This is a genomic window from Streptomyces sp. NPDC028308 (assembly GCF_055565855.1).
Window position 1 is genome coordinate 99,228 of the sequence record NZ_JBVHTO010000003.1, and the last position, 16,219, is coordinate 115,446.

Sequence of the window (16,219 nt, forward strand, 5' to 3'; positions counted from 1 at the left end):
TTGCCGGGTTGTTCATGAGGACGTGCCCGGAGCCTAAATGGTTCATGCCTCGAAGGGAACGTGATATGTACTTCACTCCATCGAGGGATCGAACACCTATGCGACTCTCGACTAGTCTAAGTTCGGACGAGGGTGGCGCTACAACGGCTCTACCAGGCCTCGGTACCCTCTGAGCGGCGAACCAAGCCGGGCCCTTACCCAAAAGGCCACCATCTGAAATTCAGCGAGGAGCGAACCGCGTGACCGCCGAGACGTCCGTGCCGTCCACAGCGCTGCTGACCGGAGCAGACCGGGACGGTTCCAACTACACCGCGCGGCACCTGCTCGTCCTCGAAGGGCTCGAGGCCGTACGCAAGCGCCCCGGTATGTACATCGGCTCGACCGACAGTCGCGGCCTGATGCACTGCCTCTGGGAGATCATCGACAACTCCGTCGACGAGGCCCTCGGGGGCTACTGCGACCACATCGAGGTCATCCTCCACGACGACGCCTCGGTGGAAGTGCGGGACAACGGCCGCGGCATCCCCGTGGACGTCGAGCCCAAAACCGGCCTTTCCGGTGTCGAGGTCGTCATGACCAAGCTGCACGCCGGCGGAAAGTTCGGCGGCGGCTCGTACGCGGCCTCCGGCGGTCTGCACGGTGTGGGCGCCTCCGTGGTGAACGCGCTCTCCGCCCGCCTCGACGTCGAGGTCGACCGAAACGGCCACACGCACGCGATCAGCTTCCGGCGCGGTGTGCCGGGTGCCTTCGCCGGTGCGGGCCCGGACGCGAAGTTCGACGCGGGAAGCGGCCTCCGCAAGACCAAGAAGATCCCCAAGGCGCGCAACGGCACGCGCGTCCGTTACTGGGCCGACCTCCAGATCTTCCTCAAGGAGGCCAAGCTCTCCCTGGAGAACCTGCATCAGCGGGCCCGCCAGACGGCCTTCCTCGTGCCGGGGCTCACGATCGTCGTCCGTGACGAGTTCGGCCTCGGTGAGGGCGGCAGCAAGGGCGAGGAGTCCTTCCGCTTCGACGGCGGCATCAGCGAGTTCTGCGAGTACCTCGCCAACGACAAGCCCGTCTGCGACGTCCTGCGCTTCTCAGGGCAGGGCAGCTTCAAGGAGACGGTCCCGGTCCTCGACGACCACGGTCAGATGACGCCCACCGAGGTCACCCGTGACCTCGGGGTCGACGTCGCCCTGCGCTGGGGCACCGGTTACGACACGACGCTCAAGTCGTTCGTGAACATCATCGCCACCCCCAAGGGCGGCACCCACGTCGCCGGCTTCGAGCAGGCCGTCGCCAAGACGGTCAACGAAGTCCTGCGGGCCAAGAAGCTGCTCCGCGTCGCCGAGGACGACATCGTCAAGGACGACGCCCTGGAGGGCCTGACGGCTGTCGTCACCGTGCGTCTTGCCGAACCTCAGTTCGAGGGGCAGACCAAGGAGGTGCTCGGTACCTCCGCTGCCCGCCGCATCGTGACCAACGTGGTCTCCAGGGAGCTCAAGGCGTTCCTGACCTCCACCAAGCGGGACACGGCCGCGCAGGCACGGGTCGTCCTGGAGAAGGCCGTCTCCGCCGCCCGTACGCGCATCGCGGCCCGCCAGCACAAGGACGCCCAGCGCCGGAAGACGGCTCTGGAGTCCTCCTCGCTGCCAGCCAAGCTCGCGGACTGCCGCAGCGACGACGTCGAGCGCAGCGAGCTCTTCATCGTCGAGGGCGACTCCGCGCTGGGCACCGCCAAGCTCGCCCGGAACTCCGAGTTCCAGGCGCTGCTGCCGATCCGCGGCAAGATCCTCAACGTCCAGAAGTCGTCCGTCACGGACATGCTGAAGAACGTCGAGTGCGGCGCGATCATCCAGGTCATAGGGGCGGGGTCCGGCCGGACCTTCGACATCGACGCGGCGCGCTACGGGAAGATCATTCTCCTCGTCGACGCCGATGTGGACGGGGCGCACATCCGGTGCCTGCTGCTGACGCTGTTCCAGCGCTACATGCGGCCCATGGTGGAGGCGGGGCGGGTGTTCGCGGCGGTGCCGCCGCTGCACCGGATCGAGCTCAGTCAGCCCAAGAAGGGGCAGGACAAGTACATCTACACGTACTCGGACCGTGAGCTCCGGGAGACGCTGCTGGAGCTGCAGCGCAAGAACGTGCGCTACAAGGACTCCATCCAGCGGTACAAGGGCCTCGGCGAGATGGACGCCGACCAGCTGGCCGAGACGACGATGGATCCGCGCCACCGCACGCTGCGCCGGATCAACATCTCCGACCTGGAGGCGTCCGAGCAGGTGTTCGACCTGCTCATGGGGAACGACGTGGCACCGCGCAAGGAGTTCATCTCCAGCTCGGCGGCGACGTTGGACCGGTCGCGTATCGACGCGTAGGTGTCGAGGGCTGTTCGGCTTGGAGGGCGTCGGGCGCTGTCGGTCCGGTGGGTGGGTCGGGGCCGTGCCGGTACATCCGGCCGTCGGTAGTTGGTGTGGGCCTCCGTCACCAGCGTTCCTCGGTGGGGTACGTCCCCGTCTCGACGGCCATTTGATGTACCGGCACGGCCCCTTCGGTGCGATGGCGACTGCGGGCCCTGAGCGGCTGGGGCGAGGCGCCGACCCGCCGTGTCGGCTGCGGGCATGCGTGAGGTGAGGGGCGCGGCGCCCACCCTGGCCGCGGGCGGTCGTCCGCCCGCCTCAGCTGCGGGCATGCGTGCCGTTCGGGGCGATGGGGGAGGGTGGGCGCAGGCGGCTCCCCGCTGGCGCCGGGTTCGCCGTCCCACCCCTACGTCCACTACAGCGTCGGGTGCTGATGCGCCCGAGGGTCCGGACGGGGTGTCCACCCGGGGGTGGAGTGAGTCCATCGTTGATCCACCCCGGGGTTGATCTGCCGAGGTGGCCGTTTCCGTAGGGTCGGTGGCGTCGGTAGCGCCCGCTGCCGGTACTCACGGCGGCCCGTATCTCGGGGTTGATCAATGCCTTGTTGATCGTCGCGGGCGTCGTTCTGGTTCGGCGGGCCGGTCTCCGTGGCCGATGTCGTGCCGGGAACGACCCGTACGGTGACGGCACTGCGTGGGCGGCGTGGAAGGGGCGCGTGTGACGGGGAACGCGTGGACGCGCTGGCCCTCCCGTGAGGCGCTGTCCCGGGCAGGAGTGCCGACACCCCGGCGCGCGCTGGCCTGGACCGTACGGCTCATCGCCCTGGCCGCCCTGCTGTGGACGACGTTCGCGGACGGGGGCCCGCGAGGCTGGGCCGCTGCCGTGGCGGTACTGGGAGTCGTGTTGTGCGCCCTGTCCGCCTGGGCGTTCTTCCGGACCACGCTGGAACACCGTCTGCTGCCGTCCCTCGGACTGTTCGCGCTGCTGCTCGCGGTCGCGACGACGGCCGAGGCCACCGGCTTCCGGGTCCCGGCACTGGTGCTGTGGTGCGCGTGCGCCGTCAGCGCCATCGAGCGCCTGCCTCTGGCGGCCGCGCTACCCGCGATGTCCGCGGCCCTCGGTGCGTACGCGGTGGCCGACAACGACGACTGGACGGCGACCCTGACGACGGCGGCCGGTCTCGCCCTGGGCGGGTACGTCCTGCGGCTCGACGCCGAGGCGCGCGGCAACGCCCAGCGGCTGCTCGCCCAGGAGCGGGCGGCGCGTGTCGCCGAGGCGGAGTCCGCCGCGCTCGCGGAGAGGACCAGAATCGCTCGGGAAATCCACGACGTGCTGGCGCACAGCCTCTCCGCCCAGCTCGTGCACCTGGAGGCGGCCCGGCTGCTGATCGAGCGGGGCGCGGGACAGGACCGGATTCTCGAACGGGTGGTGGCGGCGAGGGGGATGGCCCGGGAAGGCCTCGCCGAGACACGGCAGGCGCTCTCCGCCCTGCGCGGCGAGATGTCCCCGCTGGAGGACTTCCTGAGCGAGCTCGTCGCCACGCAGGACGGAGCGGACCTCACGGTGTCGGGGGAGAGACGGCTCCTGCCCGCGGAGGCCTCACAGGCGGTGCGCAGGGTCGCGCAGGAAGCCCTCACGAACGTCCGCAAGCACGCGCGTGGCGCCAGGGTCCACATGAGCCTCGACTACGGGGACCGCCAAGTGCGGCTGGCGATCCGGGACTCGGGAGGCTCGCCGGGGGAGATGTCCGGCAGCGGTGCCGGGTACGGTCTGCTGGGCATGCGGGAGCGCGCCGAGTTGCTGGGCGGCACACTTGAAGCCGGGCCGCAGGAGGAGGGGTTCCTGGTGACGCTGGAGGTGCCCGTATGACCGGGGAGCCGGGCGGCGGGCCGGCGCGGGTCCTGGTGGTGGACGACCAGACAGTGGTGCGTGAGGGCATCGTCATGCTGCTCGGCCTGCTGCCCGGGATCGAGGTCGTCGGCGCGGCGGGCGACGGGGACGAGGCCGTGGCCCTGGTCGCCGAACTGTCCCCGGACGTCGTGCTGATGGACCTGCGGATGCCCCGGTGCGACGGGGTCGAGGCGACCCGGCGGATCAGGACCCGGTACCCCGGCACCCAGGTCGTGGTGCTCACCACGTTCGCGGACGACGAGTCGCTGTTCCCCGCGATCAGGGCAGGCGCCCGCGGATACCTCACCAAGGACGCGGGCGGCGACGAGATCGTACGGGCGGTGCGGAGCGTGCTGTCCGGGGAGGCCGGCCTGTCGCCCGGGATCCAACGGCGGCTGCTGGAGCGGCTGTCGGAGCCCGAGCGGGAACCGGCACGGCCACCCGAGGCGCCGGACGGGCTCACCGCACGGGAGGTCGAGGTGCTGGTGCTGATCGCCGAAGGTCTCGCCAACCAGGAGATCGCCCGCAAGCTGCACGTGTCCACGGCGACCGTGAAGACCCACATCAACAACCTGTTCGCCAAGGCCGGGCTCAAGGACCGTGCGCAGGCGGTCCGTTACGCCTATGGGAAGGGCCTGGTGCGCCCACCGGGGGCGTGAGTCACCTGATGGAGTGAAGACCATGGATTGAAGAGTCCGGGATCTTCCCGTTCTGCCCATCCTTGGGCATGCAGTCAAGGAACGGTCGTCCCCGCCTGCGCGGGGAGGGTCCTGAGAGTCCGTCCGAGGACCACGAAGGGCGTCAACGTGTCCCCGCGCAGCCGGTGGAGACCGGAAACGTGGGTTACGACGACCCCTGGTACGACGCGTTGGCGTCCGGCTGGGGCGAGTTGGACAGCACTGGCGCGCCCGCTCCCGTAGAGCCCGCCGTACGCCGGGAGGGCGAGCCCGTATCCCGTGGCGCGGCCGAGGTCTACCTGGAGGTGCAGCGCAGTGCGGCCTTCCAGGAGGTACGCGGCCGGTACCGCCGGTTCGTGTTCCCGGGCGTCGCCGTCTTCCTCACCTGGTACGTGGGTTACGTGGTCACCGCGACGTCCGCGCCGGGGCTCATGGCGCGCCCCGTGGCGGGCGCGGTGAACGTGGCGATGCTGGCGGGGCTGGGGCAGTTCCTCACCACCTTCCTGTTCACCTGGGCGTACGCCCGTCACGCCCGGCTGCGCAGGGACCGGGCCGCGCTGGATCTGCGCTGGGACACCCAGGAGCTGACGCGGAGCGCCGGGGGTGGGCAGCGGTGACGGGACACCACCAGTCGCTGGCGTTGCTGCTGTTCAGCGTGTTCGTGGCCGTGACGCTGGGGATCACCACGTGGGTGAGCCGCAACCGTCATGGCTCCGCCGAGGAGTTCTACGCCGGCGGGCGGTTGTTCTCCCCGATGGAGAATGGTTTTGCCATCTCAGGCGACTACATGTCGGCCGCGTCCTTCCTCGGCGTCACGGGACTCATCGCACTCTTCGGCTACGACGGGCTGCTCTACGTCGTGGGCTTCCTCGTGGCCTGGCTCGTGGTCCTCTTCCTGGTCGCCGAACTGGTGCGCAACTGCGGCCGGTTCACCCTGGCCGACGTGGTGGCGGCCCGCATGAGCGAGCGGCCGGTGCGGATCGCGGCGGGAACTTCCTCGGTGACCGTGTCCGTTCTGTACCTGGTGGCGCAGATGGTCGGTGCGGGCAGCCTGGTCGCGCTGCTGCTGGGAGGCACGAGCGGGGCGGCGCGGAACTGGACGGTGATCGGCGTCGGAGCACTCATGGTGATCTACGTGTCGATGGGAGGGATGCGGGCCACCACATGGATCCAGATCGTCAAGGCGGTCATGCTCCTGGGCGGCACGGTCGTGCTGACCGTGCTCGTACTCGTGCGCTTCCACGGCGACTTCGACCAGTTGCTCCGCACGGCGGCCGCGCGCAGTGGGCACGGTGACGCGTTCCTGGCACCGGGACTGAAGTACGGCGGGAGCTGGACCGCGCGCTTCGACTTCATCAGCCTGGGACTCGCCCTGGTCCTCGGCACAGCCGGTCTGCCGCACATCCTGTCCCGGTTCTACACGGTGCCGACCGCGCGGGCGGCGCGCCGGTCCGTGGTCTGGGCGGTCGGACTCATCGGCGGGTTCTACCTGATGAGCATCGTCCTCGGGTTCGGTGCGGCCGCGATCGTGGGGCCCGACGTGGTCCGCGGGTCGAACGCCGCCGGGAACACCGCCATGCCCCTGCTCGCCCTCGACCTGGGCGGCGGCGCGGGCTCCACAGGTGGAACGGTGCTGTTCGCGGTGGTCGCCGCGATCGCCTTCGCGACGATCCTCGCGGTGGTCGCGGGCATCACGCTCGCCTCCTCCGCGTCCGTCGCCCACGACCTGTACGCCTCGCTCAGACGCAGACACGCGAGACCGCGCAGCGAGGTCGCCGTGGCACGCGCCGCGGCGGTCGGCATCGGCGTGGTCGCCATCGCACTCGGGCTGCTGGCCCGCGACCTGAACGTGGCCTTCCTCGTCGGCCTCGCCTTCGCGGTGGCCGCCTCCGCGAACCTCCCCGTGCTGATGTATTCGCTGTTCTGGCGGAACTTCACGACGCGCGGGGCGGTGTGGTCGGTGTACGGCGGCTTGGTCCCGGCGCTGCTCCTCGTGGTCCTGTCGCCGGTGGTGTCGGGCAGCCCGGAGTCGTTGTTCCCGGGCGTCGACTTCCAGTACTTCCCACTGCAGAACCCCGGCCTGATCTCGATTCCGCTCGGATTCCTCGCGGGCTGGCTCGGCACGGTCACCTCGGCGGAGCCCCCGGACGAGGCGAAGCACGCGGAGACCGAGGTGCGTTCCCTCACCGGGGCCGGAGCGGTCTGAGGGCCCCGCCGGGCGCGTACCCCGGAGGGGGCATTCCTGGCGTCGGACACCGGTACCGGGATGCCGGAAGGCACGCGGGGCGCGCACGGGGCGGCACGCGTGCGTGTGCCGACGCCGGTACGGGGATGCCGGACGGCACGCGGGCGTATGCAGGGCGGCGCTTAGGCGTGCGTCGGACGGCACCGCGGGCGTGTGCAGGGCGCTGGTCGCGAAGCACGCCCGTGGAGTCCGGGTGTCCGGGCCCGTTCAGGGGGCGATCAACGCGTACCGGTGTTCGGGGCGTCCGGTGTCGCCGTACTTGAGGGAGAGGCGCAGGCGCCCCGCCTGTTCCAGGTGGCGGAGATAGCGCTGGGCGGTGGAGCGGCTCAGTCCTGCCTCGGCGGCGACCTCGACGGCGGACAGCGGACGCCCGGCGCGGTGCAGCACGTCGCAGATCAAGTCCGTGGTCGCTTCCGAGTGGCCGCTGGGGAGTTCGGGTGCCGAGGGCGTGGGCGCGGTGCGCAGCGCGCCGAAGATCCGGTCGACCTGTTCCTGGTCCGCCGGGCCGCGCCCGCCCACCCGGTCGACGGTGCGGCGCAGGGCGGCGTACGACTCCAACCGGGTGCGCAGGGCGGCGAAGGTGAACGGCTTGACCAGGTAGTGCAGGGCACCCAGCCGAAGGGCGGCCTGCACGGTGTCGACGTCGCCGACGGCCGTGATCATGATGACGTCGGTGCCGTGGCCGTCCTCCCGCAGCCGGCGGACCAGGTCGAGGCCCGTCCCGTCCGGCAGGCAGTGGTCGAGCAGCACGAGGTCGACAGGCGTGCGTTCGATGGCGGCCAGCGCCTCGGCGGCGCTGTGGGCGCGGGCGGCGACCCGGAACCCGGGCACCTTCTCCACGTACCTGGCATTGATCTCGGCAACGCGGAGGTCGTCGTCCACGACCAGGACGTCCAGCATCAACCCCTCTTTCCGTCAGGGCCGGCCGAGCGCGGAGCCCGTGTTCCGGTCCCGCTGTTGTAGCGCGACCGGAGTGAGCACAACAGACTCCGGCAAGCGGAAGAGGACCTTGCGCCTAAAAGAAGGCCGCTCCTTTGGGGCGCGCCTCGACCGCGGGCCGTCCTCACCTGCGGGTCGCCCAGACGTAGCGGTGCTCCGGGCGCCCCGCGTCGCCGTACCTGAGGGTCAGCCGGGCGCGCCCCGTGCGCTCCAGGAGCTTCAGATAGCGCTGGGCGGTCTGCCGGCTCAGTCCGGTCGCCTCCGCGATCTCCTGGGCCGACAGGGGGCCCTCGGCGTTCACCAGGGCACGGCGTACGAGTTCGGCGGTGGTGGGGGAGTGGCCCTTGGGCAGGTCGGGCTCCGCGCCCGTCGAGAGGGCTCCGAAGATGCGGTCCACCTCGGCCTGTTCGGCCTCACCGCCACCGTCGAGGGTACGGCGCAGACCCGCGTACGCCTCCAGCTTGGCGCGCAGACCGGCGAACGCGAACGGCTTGACCAGGTACTGGAGCGCGCCCTGCCGCATCGCCGCCTGCACGGTCGCGACGTCCCGGGCCGCCGTCACCATGATGACGTCGGTCTGGTGGCCGCGCCGCCGCATCTCCTGGACGACGGCCAGGCCCGTCTCGTCCGGCATGTAGTGGTCCATGAGGACCAGGTCCAGGCGCGGCAGCGTCTCCATCAGGTGGAGCGCCTCGGCGGCGGTGTGCGCCTCGCCCGCGACATGGAAGCCGGCCACCTTCTGCACGTACGCGGCGTTGACCCGCGCGACGCGGATGTCGTCGTCCACGACGAGTACCTCGATCATCGTGACTCCTCCTCGGCGGACGCGGGGACGGCGGGGGACGGGACGGACGCGGAGGACGCTGCCCCAGGGGCGTCGCCCGCGACCGCCCCTGGGGCGGACTCGTGCCCGTCTCCCGGCGCCTGACCGGGCTCCCTCCCCGGCGAGAGCGTCCATCCGGCTCCGTCGCCGTGTGCCGATCCGGTTGCTCCCACCGGTCCCGGTTCGGCTTCGGGCGTCAGGCCCGGCCCGGTGAGCGCCTCCGGCAGTACGACGGTGAACTCGGCGCCCCCGCCGTCCGCCTCCGCCACCTCGGCGCTCCCACCCTGCCGCTCGGCCAGCCGCCGCACCAGGGAGAGGCCGATCCCGCGCTTGCCGTGCGCCGGGGGCTTCTTCGTGGACCACCCGTCGGTGAAGATCAACTGCCGCTGCTCCGCCGGAATCCCGGGCCCGGTGTCCCGTACGCGCAGCACCGCCGTACGCCCCTCCGCGCGCAATTCGACCTCCACGCGCGCGTGAGGCGTGCCCCCGACGGCGTCCAGCGCGTTGTCGACGAGGTTCCCCACGACGGTGACCAGCCCCCGGGGATCGATCAGCCGGTCCGGCAGGAACGTCCGGTCCGAGATCCACAGCGCCACTCCGCGCTCCGCGGCGACGGTGGCCTTGCCGACCAGCAGGGCGGCGAGCAGCGGGTCCTGGATCTTCTCCGTGACCTGTTCCGCGGTGGCCCGGTGGTCGCCGACCACCTCGCCGACGAACTCCACGGCCTCGTCGTACATCTCCAGTTCGAGGAGCCCCAGGAGCGTGTGCATGCGGTTGGCGTGTTCGTGGTCCTGGGCGCGCAGGGCGTCGATCAGACCGCGCGTCGAGTCCAGCTCGCGGCCCAACTGCTCCAGCTCGGTCCGGTCGCGCAGGGTGGCGACGGCGCCCCCGTCGTCGGTGGGCATGCGGTTGGCGACCAGGACGCGCTGACCCCGGACGGTGAGGAGATCGGTGCCGGTGACGCGTCCGGCCAGGACATCGGTGGTGCGGCCGGGGCCGAGCGTGTCGTCGAGGGGCCGTCCGATGGCCTCCGCGTCGAGCCCGAGCAGCCGCTGCGCCTCGTCGTTCAGGAGCCGGACCCGGCCGCCGCGGTCCAGGGCGACGACTCCTTCGCGGATGCCGTGCAGCATGGCCTCGCGTTCCGCGAGCATCGCCGAGATGTCCGAGAACGCCAGGTCCCGGGTCTGCCGCTGCACCCGGCGGGAGATCAGATACGCCGCCAGCGCGCCGACCGCCATGGCCCCGCCCGCGTAGGCGAGGAGCCCGGGGATCGCGTGGATGAGCCGGGCGCGCACGCTGTCGTACTCGATGCCGACCGAGACCGCGCCCACGATGGCGCCGTCCTCGGCCCGCAGCGGCACCTTCCCGCGCGCCGAACGGCCCAGCGTGCCGGTGTCGATCTCCATGACGTCCCGGCCGGCCAGAGCCTGGCGTGGGTCGGTCGAGACGACCCCGCCGATCTGCGCCGGGTCGGTGTGCGACCAGCGCACCCCGCGCATGTTCATCACGACGACGTACTCGGCCCCGCTGGCCTCACGGATGCGCTCGGCCTCCTGCTGGACGGGGCCGTCCGCCGTCGGTCGGCTCGACCGCAGGTCCTCGGCGATCTGCGGCTGGGCCGCCGTGGTCTGCGCGATCGCCAGCGCCCGGCGCATCGCCTGGTCGTCCAGCTGCTCGCTGAGCGGCGCGAGGAACAGCCCGGTGGCGAGCACGGCCACTCCGGCGGCGATCGCCACCTGCATGAGCAGCACCTGCGAGAACATCCGCCGCGGCAACCCGAGACGGAGCCGACGGCCAGGGTGAGTGGGGCTCATGCCTATGACGGTACGGGGGCGCGTGGGGGAGGCCGTAGGGGGTGTGGTGGGGATCTCCCGAAGGTTGCCGACGGGTGTCGGGACGACCGTGGTTGTCCTGCGTCCCAGTAGAGGATGTCGCTGCGGGTCAATGCGGAACGGGAAGATCCGCCGCGCGCAGTTCCCGTACCGCCACGACGTCCATGCGGGCCGGGGAGCCGAGTGCCGAGCCGCAGCTCTCCTCGCGGGGCGGTTCGGACGCGCCCATGGCGACGACGACACGCCACAGTCGGCCGTCCGTGTGGGCGAGCGTCACCTCCCAGCGCGGTGCCGCTCCATCCGTGCGGAGGACGGTCAGCGCGTCCGCGGCGTGTTCTCCGGTCGCGGTGCGCACCGCGAGCTCGGCGGCCTGTGCCGGGCGCTCCCAGGCGGAGCTTCCTCGGCACCCCTCTGTGACGACGCGTCCCTCCCGTACGCCCTGGAGGACCTCCTTGACCTGGTGGGCCCCGACGCGCCCGTAGGCGTATCCGAACGGCAGGACGAGCAGGGTGGGCGAGAAACGGTGGCCGCCGAGGTGGGTGACCTCCCAGGCGCCCGTGACGCCGGAGGCGGCGAGTTCGGCCGCGAGAGGGCGCCCGAGGAGCGCGCAGCAGCGGTCACGCTTGCCGTTGGTGCAGACGAGCGCGAGCGGGGCGGCGGTGTGCGGCCGGCCTCGCAGGGCCGCGTCGAAGGTGTGGTGGTCGCCTCCGCCGAGCGCGGCGAGGTCGAGGTCGAGGAGCTCCTGCGGATCGGACACCGTGGCGCTGTGCAGCCAGGCGTTTCCGGGGACGGTGTGCGCCGCGTACACCTGGCGTTCGGTGGGCGTGCCGCAGTCGGCGTGACGACCGGGACGTCGGATGAGTGCGATACGTACACCCGTGTCCTTGGCGGCGGCTTCGAGGGCGCGGCCGAGCGCGGGGTCCAGGTGGCTCGAGGTGAGCGCCTTGGCACCCCAGGGTCCCGGCTGCTCCAGCAGCAGCCAGGTTCTCGCGGTGGCCGCGGTGCCCGCGAGGGGCTCGTCGAGCTCCCGGGACGCGGTCGTGCACGTACTCACAGAGGTGAGCCTAACCTGAGTTCCCTCGGACGGCTTCCAGCGACCCCGAGACGGGGCTGTAGACCCCATACCCGGCATACGAGGTTATATCCGGCTCGCGCTGGGCGCGAGGTGTCGATCGGTTTCCCGAAACGGCCCCGCTCACTCGCCCGGGAACGGCTGTGGCGGCCGAGCGCCCACGTAGTGCCCGCTCGGCCTCATGCGCAGCGGCCTCTCCCCGTACTCCTCCAGCGTGTGCGCGATCCAGCCGGCGGTGCGCGCGACGGCGAAGACCGTCTCCCCCGCGCTCGACTGCATCCCGGAGGCGACCGTGAGGACGGCCAGGGCGAGGTCGACGTTGGCGTGCAAGGGCGTGTGACGGGCCGCGGTGGTCGCGATGTCCCGGGCGGCCGCCAGGGCCGGCGCGGCCTGCGGTACGTCCTCCAGGAGCGCGAACAGGGCACGCGCGCGAGGATCCTCGCCTTGATACAGGCGGTGCCCGAGGCCCGGGACGCGGCGGCCGGCGCGCAACTCGTCCGCGATCACCGGGACGGCGGTCCCCCTGTCCAGGACTTCCAGGAGTAGCCGGTGGGCGAGGCCGCTGGCCGCGCCGTGCAGGGGGCCTTCGAGGACGCCCAGGCCCGCGGAGACGGCCGCGTAGGCGTGCGCCCGGGCCGACGCGGCGACCCGGACCGCGAGTGTCGAGGCGGCGAGGTCGTGGTCGACGAGCAGCCCGAGTGCCGTGTCCAGTACGCGCAGTGACGGCTCGTCAGGTGTACGCCCGCTGAGCCGCGCCCACAGCCGTTGGGCCAGCGGTCCCTCGTCCCGGTGGTCGTGCCGCTTCGGCGGGAGAGCCGCGACGAGGGTGGGGATGAGGGTGCGCGCGGTACCGAGAACCGCCTCCTCGGAGAGGTCGAAGCGCAGAGGGTCCGCAGCCGCGGCCGCGATCGCGGCGACCCGCAACCGGTCGGTCGGCCCGCTGTGTTCGGGCAGCGACTCGACGGCTCGGCGCGCCACGGCCACGGAGGCCTCAGGGGCGGTGAAGGTGACGCCGCGGCGCAGCTGTTCCGTCCACAGCCATTCGGCGATCTCCTCGTAGGAGTACCGGGCGGCCAGTTCGGTCGCGTCGACGCCCCGGAAGTAGTAGTGATCCGCGTCGATCAGGGTGATGCGGGTACGGACGGACAGCTCACCCCCCGTGCTCGAACTCCCGGCGCCGTCGCGCCTGTTGCGCCGGGCGAGCGCCTCGACCTCCTGGGCGTCGAAGGTGCTTCCGCGCCCGCCGGGGTCGCGCCGGCTGGCGAGCTGGCCGCGGCTCACGTAGGCGTAGACGGTCTCGGGCTTCACGCCGAGCAGTTCGGCGGTCTCCTTGGTGTTGAGCCGCCGCCCCGTGTCGCGGGTGGGAGCCGACGGTTCCTGATCCCTCATGGCGTCACCGTATCCATATCTCGACGGGGTTGATTCACATTGATTGGATCAATGTTGACAACAATTGAGTCAAGCATGGACAGTCGAATCAAGTCCAGGGAGGAACCATGCCGAACAACCAGGTCGCCACCGCGTCCCTCACCCCTGTCGACGTCCCGCGGGGACTCGCGGGCGTCGTCGTCACCGACACAGCACTCGGTGACGTGAGAGGCCGGGAGGGCTTCTACCACTACCGCCAGTACTCGGCCGTCGAACTCGCACAGACCCGCGGCTTCGAGGACGTCTGGCACCTGATGGTCCACGGCGAACTGCCGGACCCCGCACAGCGGGCCGAGTTCACCGCGAGGACGGCCGCCCTACGACGGCTGCCGGACGAGGTGCGGGCGGCCCTGCCGGGCATCGCCCAGGGAAGCGCGGGCAGCGGCGCGCTCGCCGGGATGCGTACGGCCCTGTCACTGCTCGGCGCGGCCTCGGGCTTCCGGCCGGTGTACGACATCGACCCCGACCGGCGTCGCGCGGACGCCCTTGCCGCCTCCGCCGCCGTACCGACGCTGCTCACGGCGCTGTACCGCCTCGGGCGCGGACTCGACCCGGTGGAACCGCGCGAGGACCTGTCGTACGCGGCGAACTACCTCTTCATGCTGACCGGTTCGAAGCCGGACGAGACGCGTACCAGGGCTATCGAGCAATACCTGATCTCCACCATTGATCACGGATTCAATGCGTCAACTTTCACCGCGCGGGTGATCGCGTCGACGGGAGCTGACGTCGCCGCGTGTCTCGTCGGGGCCGTGGGGGCCCTCTCCGGCCCTCTGCACGGTGGCGCCCCCAGTCGCGCTCTGGACACGCTGGACGCGATCGGCACGCCCGACCGCATCGACGCCTGGATCCGTGAACGCGTCCTGGCCGGTGACCGCATCATGGGTTTCGGCCACCCCGTCTACCGGACGGAGGATCCGCGCTCCCGCATGCTGCGAGGCATCGCCGAGAGCTTCGGCGGCCCACTGGTCGCATTCGCGGTCGAGGTCGAGCGGCGCGTCGAGGCGATCCTGGCCGAGCTGAAGCCGGGCCGGGAACTGCACACGAACGTGGAGTTCTACGCCGGTGTCGTCATGGAGTTGTGCGGGCTGCCCCGGGAGATGTTCACGCCGACGTTCGCGGCTGCCCGGGTCGTCGGCTGGAGCGCCAACATCCTGGAACAGGCGGAGGACTCGAAGATCATCCGCCCGGCGGCCCGGTACGTGGGCGAACCGGCGCCGCAGAGGATTCCGGCGGTGGTCTAAGTGGGCCCGGCGCCCGAAGGAGGGGACGCCGGGACCCGCGTCGACGTCAGGCGTCCGGGATGTCGGCCTTGGCTCGCACCAGCGTTTCGCGAGTGATGACGACGATGCGTTCGTAGTCGGCGCGAGCGGCGTCGGCCGGCAGCTCGCCGTCGAGAGCGTCCGTGGCCTCCACCCCGATGATGGCGAAATTGCCGTCTTCCAGTTCGAAGATGTCCGGGCAGGTTTGTCCGGTGGCGCTGCCTCTGTCAGTTGGCGACGAACCGATACGCCGTACGATTTTCACCTGGTGTTGACCTTCCCTGTCGGCAGGTTTGGGCACAGGCCTGGTGATGACTGTCCTCGAGCGTCCCGTGCTGACCGGCGCGGAGGATGCCTCAACGCCTTCGGGGGCTGTGGGGATGTCGCCCTTCGCGTGAATCAGGGTTTCGCGAGTGATGACCACGATGCGTTCGTGCTCGGCGCGGCTTGCGTCGGCAGGGAGCCGAGCGCCCAGCGTGACGGTGGCATCGGTGCCGATGACCGCGAATTTCCCGTCGGACAACTCGAAGATGTCCGGGCAGTTCTGCCCGGACACGCTTCCCCGCGCTTTGGGAGGGAGGCCAAGCCGACGGCTGATCTGACTCACTGTTCAAGTTTCCCTTGGTCTCGAGGCTGAGTGCCTGCACGCAGCGCTACGCGTCGCGAAGAGCCTGCGAGGGGGCTGGCTCGACGAACGGGCGGCACGGAGCGACGCTGTGGGGTCGACGCTTGGCGCGAGTGCGGAGCAGTCAACCCTGTTGGCATCTGGGGAAACGTGTGCATTTATCGATTCGTTACTCGGCCGACGGTGTGATCCACGAAGGTGCGGGGCGTCCGGCACGTTGGGGGCTCACCGCGGTCCCCGAGCGCTACTCGCTCGGGGGTTCACCCACAACCCACCACTCGTCGATGTCCGTCTCCTCCAATTGGCGGAGCAGATCTTCGACCATGCGTCCGAGTTCGGCTTCTTCGGACGTCTCGATCAATGTCGCGCGGTGGGGCCTGGTGGCGTACCAGTACTCGCGGAAGACGGGGTTCTGCAGGATGCCCCTTACGAAGCCGAAGAACTCTTCGCGGCTGATGTTGCCGATCCGGTAGTAGCAGAGGGCGTTGGTGTAGAGGGCATTGGCGAAGAGGAACTGCCGCTGCCTGTTGGCGGGGACGGTCTCCTCGTAGGTGTTCAGTACCTCGGCCAGCTCGGGGTCGTCCATCGCCTTGCTCAGCAGCTCCCAGTGCAGGCGCTGCTGGTGGGCGAGGTTGGCACGGTGTTGTGCGTTCCCGCTCCGCTCCAGACGCTCGACACGCAGACGCAGGGAGTCGCGAGCTCGGCGCTGTGCGGTCAGGGTCGCGAGAGCGCCCGTCACCAGGCCTACCCCCGCCGCGGCCACGGAGCCCAGCCCCGGTACCGCTACTTTCCGTGTGGCCATGTCAACCCCCGAATCAGGCGACCGTCCGCCGGTCGTCGGGTGTGGGGCGACAGGGAGCGGACCGGCGAGCGATGGGCGGCGCTTGCCGTCTCCCAGTTTTGCCGAGCGGCTCTGATCGGCAGGGAGGCGGAGAGGAGGCGCACGGAGGGAAGTGCGGGTTGCGTTTCCCGGCGCCATGCCCAACGTGTGCCCCGCGAGCGCTGCTAACAATCGTTCACTTCGCGGCGTTTCCTCCCGCTCGTATCCTGGTTCGGCATTCATTCCGCGCACGGGAGCCGG

At 70.9% G+C, this 16,219-nt stretch carries 13 protein-coding genes; 6 read left to right on the forward strand and 7 right to left on the reverse strand.

Annotated features, from left to right (window positions below):
* Positions 1-239 precede the first annotated feature (239 nt).
* The 5 genes from ACZ4VA_RS08095 to ACZ4VA_RS08115 all read left to right on the forward strand — a co-directional run bounded on the left by ACZ4VA_RS08095 (position 240) and on the right by ACZ4VA_RS08115 (position 7,118).
* Positions 240-2,363, forward strand: coding sequence for a DNA gyrase/topoisomerase IV subunit B (locus tag ACZ4VA_RS08095; RefSeq protein WP_355790977.1), 2,124 nt, complete (start codon positions 240-242; stop codon positions 2,361-2,363).
* Between the two features lie 699 nt (positions 2,364-3,062).
* A complete protein-coding gene (locus ACZ4VA_RS08100; RefSeq protein ID WP_356242073.1) occupies positions 3,063-4,214 on the forward strand; it encodes a sensor histidine kinase in 1,152 nt (383 codons plus the stop codon).
* A complete protein-coding gene (locus tag ACZ4VA_RS08105; RefSeq protein ID WP_355779769.1) occupies positions 4,211-4,894 on the forward strand; it encodes a response regulator transcription factor in 684 nt (227 codons plus the stop codon). Before ACZ4VA_RS08100 ends, ACZ4VA_RS08105 begins: the two co-directional genes overlap by 4 nt.
* Before the next feature lie 68 nt (positions 4,895-4,962).
* The gene (locus ACZ4VA_RS08110; RefSeq protein WP_468080406.1) at positions 4,963-5,529 is read left to right on the forward strand and encodes a DUF485 domain-containing protein; all 567 of its coding nucleotides are present in this window, start codon (positions 4,963-4,965) and stop codon (positions 5,527-5,529) included.
* Entirely contained in the window at positions 5,526-7,118 is a 1,593-nt protein-coding gene (locus ACZ4VA_RS08115; RefSeq protein ID WP_468080408.1) for a solute symporter family protein, read from the forward strand. Before ACZ4VA_RS08110 ends, ACZ4VA_RS08115 begins: the two co-directional genes overlap by 4 nt.
* Positions 7,119-7,364: 246 nt before the next feature.
* Here ACZ4VA_RS08115 and ACZ4VA_RS08120 read toward each other — a convergent pair whose 3' ends face one another.
* The 5 genes from ACZ4VA_RS08120 to ACZ4VA_RS08140 all read right to left on the reverse strand — a co-directional run bounded on the left by ACZ4VA_RS08120 (position 7,365) and on the right by ACZ4VA_RS08140 (position 13,212).
* Positions 7,365-8,057 (reverse strand): response regulator, encoded by a 693-nt coding sequence (locus tag ACZ4VA_RS08120; protein WP_356173802.1) that lies wholly within the window; start codon positions 8,055-8,057, stop codon positions 7,365-7,367.
* A gap of 163 nt (positions 8,058-8,220) precedes the next feature.
* Positions 8,221-8,901, reverse strand: a complete 681-nt coding sequence (locus ACZ4VA_RS08125) for a response regulator (protein ID WP_355782903.1) — start codon at positions 8,899-8,901, stop codon at positions 8,221-8,223.
* The gene (locus ACZ4VA_RS08130; RefSeq protein WP_468080411.1) at positions 8,898-10,733 is read right to left on the reverse strand and encodes an ATP-binding protein; all 1,836 of its coding nucleotides are present in this window, start codon (positions 10,731-10,733) and stop codon (positions 8,898-8,900) included. The genes ACZ4VA_RS08125 and ACZ4VA_RS08130 overlap by 4 nt, the downstream gene beginning before the upstream one ends.
* 127 nt (positions 10,734-10,860) lie before the next feature.
* The gene (locus ACZ4VA_RS08135) at positions 10,861-11,805 is read right to left on the reverse strand and encodes a sucrase ferredoxin (protein ID WP_355782897.1); all 945 of its coding nucleotides are present in this window, start codon (positions 11,803-11,805) and stop codon (positions 10,861-10,863) included.
* Positions 11,806-11,946: 141 nt separating this feature from the next.
* The gene (locus tag ACZ4VA_RS08140) at positions 11,947-13,212 is read right to left on the reverse strand and encodes a citrate synthase (protein WP_468080413.1); all 1,266 of its coding nucleotides are present in this window, start codon (positions 13,210-13,212) and stop codon (positions 11,947-11,949) included.
* A 107-nt stretch (positions 13,213-13,319) separates the two neighbouring features.
* Between ACZ4VA_RS08140 and ACZ4VA_RS08145 the strand changes: the two genes are divergently transcribed.
* Positions 13,320-14,495 carry a citrate synthase gene (locus ACZ4VA_RS08145; RefSeq protein WP_468080415.1) on the forward strand — a complete coding sequence of 392 codons (1,176 nt, stop codon included), beginning with the start codon at positions 13,320-13,322 and terminating at the stop codon, positions 14,493-14,495.
* A gap of 46 nt (positions 14,496-14,541) precedes the next feature.
* On the opposite strand, the gene ACZ4VA_RS08150 is transcribed toward ACZ4VA_RS08145, so the two are convergent.
* Both ACZ4VA_RS08150 and ACZ4VA_RS08155 read right to left on the reverse strand, forming a co-directional pair.
* Positions 14,542-14,778 (reverse strand): hypothetical protein, encoded by a 237-nt coding sequence (locus ACZ4VA_RS08150; protein ID WP_355782912.1) that lies wholly within the window; start codon positions 14,776-14,778, stop codon positions 14,542-14,544.
* A 604-nt stretch (positions 14,779-15,382) separates the two neighbouring features.
* Positions 15,383-15,877, reverse strand: coding sequence for a DUF6082 family protein (locus ACZ4VA_RS08155; protein ID WP_355782891.1), 495 nt, complete (start codon positions 15,875-15,877; stop codon positions 15,383-15,385).
* Between the last annotated feature and the right edge of the window lie 342 nt (positions 15,878-16,219).

What these genes read in the sequence shown, in the direction of transcription:
- ACZ4VA_RS08105 (WP_355779769.1), top strand. Translation starts at nt 4,211, where the DNA reads ATGACCGGGGAGCCGGGCGGCGGGCCGGCGCGGGTCCTGGTGGTGGAC.
- ACZ4VA_RS08125 (WP_355782903.1), bottom strand. Translation starts at nt 8,901, where the DNA reads ATGATCGAGGTACTCGTCGTGGACGACGACATCCGCGTCGCGCGGGTC.
- ACZ4VA_RS08145 (WP_468080415.1), top strand. Translation starts at nt 13,320, where the DNA reads ATGCCGAACAACCAGGTCGCCACCGCGTCCCTCACCCCTGTCGACGTC.
- ACZ4VA_RS08140 (WP_468080413.1), bottom strand. Translation starts at nt 13,212, where the DNA reads ATGAGGGATCAGGAACCGTCGGCTCCCACCCGCGACACGGGGCGGCGG.
- ACZ4VA_RS08110 (WP_468080406.1), top strand. Translation starts at nt 4,963, where the DNA reads ATGCAGTCAAGGAACGGTCGTCCCCGCCTGCGCGGGGAGGGTCCTGAG.
- ACZ4VA_RS08130 (WP_468080411.1), bottom strand. Translation starts at nt 10,733, where the DNA reads ATGAGCCCCACTCACCCTGGCCGTCGGCTCCGTCTCGGGTTGCCGCGG.
- ACZ4VA_RS08120 (WP_356173802.1), bottom strand. Translation starts at nt 8,057, where the DNA reads ATGCTGGACGTCCTGGTCGTGGACGACGACCTCCGCGTTGCCGAGATC.